Source organism: Halocynthiibacter namhaensis, assembly GCF_000812685.1.
Classification (GTDB): Bacteria; Pseudomonadota; Alphaproteobacteria; order Rhodobacterales; family Rhodobacteraceae; genus Halocynthiibacter; species Halocynthiibacter namhaensis.
The window spans coordinates 1-1860 of record NZ_JWIF01000048.1 but is presented as its reverse complement, the minus strand read 5'-3'; the positions used below and the strand labels follow the sequence as shown (position 1 = coordinate 1860).

Here is a 1860-nt window from a genome sequence, read left to right as displayed (position 1 = left end):
CAGCTATGACAACGCTCTAGCGGAAAGCACAATCGGTCTGTTCAAAACCGAGGTCATCGATTTTATGGGGCCTTGGAAATCTGTTGGACAGATCGAATGGGAAACCCTGAAATGGGTGAACTGGTACAACAAAAAACGCCTACACAGCAAAATCGATTACATCACCCCCCATGAAGCAGAGGAGAACTTCTATGAAGCCTTGAATGCCGCTGAAAAAGCAGCTTAATATTTGAACCAACAACTCTCCGGTAAAACCGGGGCGGTTCAGTGGGATATAAATATGAGCGCATTTCAGGCCACGGCAAATTACTCGTGCGCGATGAACCTGTTGCCTCTATCGTTCAAGAAGGTTTGGAAGGGTATGCTTCTGGCCGTTTTGCCAGCATGTCCGAAGTGAAACGTTTTTTTGAAAGCCAGCCCGCTTTTCCAAAACGGAACTCTGGTAATTCTGTCGTGGTGCAGCTGATCAGCGACATGCTGAACCGCGTGATTTACGCAGGCTATATCGAGCATGAGCCTTGGGGCATCACGCGCCGCAAAGGCCATCACACGGGGCTGATATCGCTTGAGACCTATGAACGTATTCAAACCCGCAAGACAGAACGCAAGCTCGCGCCCGCCCGTAAAGACATCAGCGCTGATTTCCCACTGCGGGGTGCCGTGCAGTGCGCCGATTGCGACACAGCCTTGACCGCATGTTGGTCGCGCAGCAGCACAGGCAAAAACTATCCATACTTCTGGTGCAAAACAAAAGGCTGCGCATCGTTCCGTAAAAACATCCGTGCAGAAAAACTCGACGCCGCATTTGAGGACATGATGCAAACGCTTGAGCCGTCCAAAGACCTGATCGGCATGACAAAGATGATGCTGACCAACGCATGGTCACAACGTCTTGCGCAATCGAACGCCGTCAAAGCCGAACTGAATCGTGAAATCGCAGAATCCGACAAACAACTCGATGCACTATTGGATCGCATTGTTGATGCCAACAACCCAACCGTCATCGCCGCTTACGAGAAAAAGATTACAAAACTAGAACAACACAAACTGGTTCTGGCTGAAAAAGTCGCGAAAAAGACCAAACAAAAGCGGACACCCGAGCAATTGTTCGAACTCGCGGTACAGTTCCTGTCAAACCCTTGGAATATATGGAGTAATGGTGATCTAACACTCAAGAAAACAGTGCTCAGATTGGTGTTTAAAGCCCCATTGACCTACGATAGACAAACAGGACTTCGAACGCCGCAAACATCTGTTATCTTTAGGTTTTTGGATGAAATTTCACTGAAAAGTAAAATGGTGCACCCGAGAGGATTCGAACCTCTGACCCCCTGATTCGTAGTCAGGTACTCTATCCAGCTGAGCTACGGGTGCGCCGTTGGCCGGGGTTTAAGCTGATGTGTCAGGGGGTGCAAGAGCGAAAATGATTTTTTTTGTATTTAGTCCACGAACATGGCTACTAAGGTTTACTGATACCCAATGGTGTTGCCCCGCTTATCTTAGGGTCAACCGCGAGATCGAAGTCGCTGGGCTTGTGCGCGATCCAGGTAACTTCAGCGCCAACAACAAAATAGCCATGACTGGTTCAGATAAGTGGTCTGAACCAGACCGGGTTTACCGGAGATCATAAAGCTTGGAAGATAAGTCATGATCAAAGGAAATTCAGGAAACCGTTTTTCAACAGAAGTCCGGGCGCGCGCAGTGCGCTTGGTGCTTGAGAATGAAGCGGATTATCGGACGCGATCTGAGTGCTTCAGATCGATTTCGAAGAAGATAGGATGCAGCCCCGAAACGCTTCGGGACTGGGTTAATAAACAATCGATTGAGACAGGAGATCGGGAGGGTCTGACGTTGTCAGAG

General features: G+C 49.0%; 3 protein-coding genes and 1 tRNA gene. 3 read left to right on the top strand and 1 reads right to left on the bottom strand.

Annotated elements, in window-relative coordinates; all coding sequences use genetic code 11:
- Both RJ38_RS07235 and RJ38_RS18475 read left to right on the top strand, forming a co-directional pair.
- A partial coding sequence (locus RJ38_RS07235; RefSeq protein ID WP_039017056.1) for an integrase core domain-containing protein occupies window positions 1-226 on the top strand: 226 nt, incomplete at its 5' end.
- A gap of 41 nt (window positions 227-267) precedes the next feature.
- Window positions 268-1335, top strand: coding sequence for a recombinase zinc beta ribbon domain-containing protein (locus RJ38_RS18475; protein WP_082005667.1), 1068 nt, complete (start codon window positions 268-270; stop codon window positions 1333-1335).
- Here RJ38_RS18475 and RJ38_RS07225 read toward each other — a convergent pair.
- A tRNA-Arg gene (locus RJ38_RS07225) sits at window positions 1298-1374 on the bottom strand. The genes RJ38_RS18475 and RJ38_RS07225 overlap by 38 nt on opposite strands.
- A 273-nt stretch (window positions 1375-1647) precedes the next feature.
- Between RJ38_RS07225 and RJ38_RS07220 the strand changes: the two genes are divergently transcribed.
- Window positions 1648-1860: transposase (locus RJ38_RS07220; protein WP_039018211.1), on the top strand; the 213-nt coding region annotated here is incomplete at its 3' end.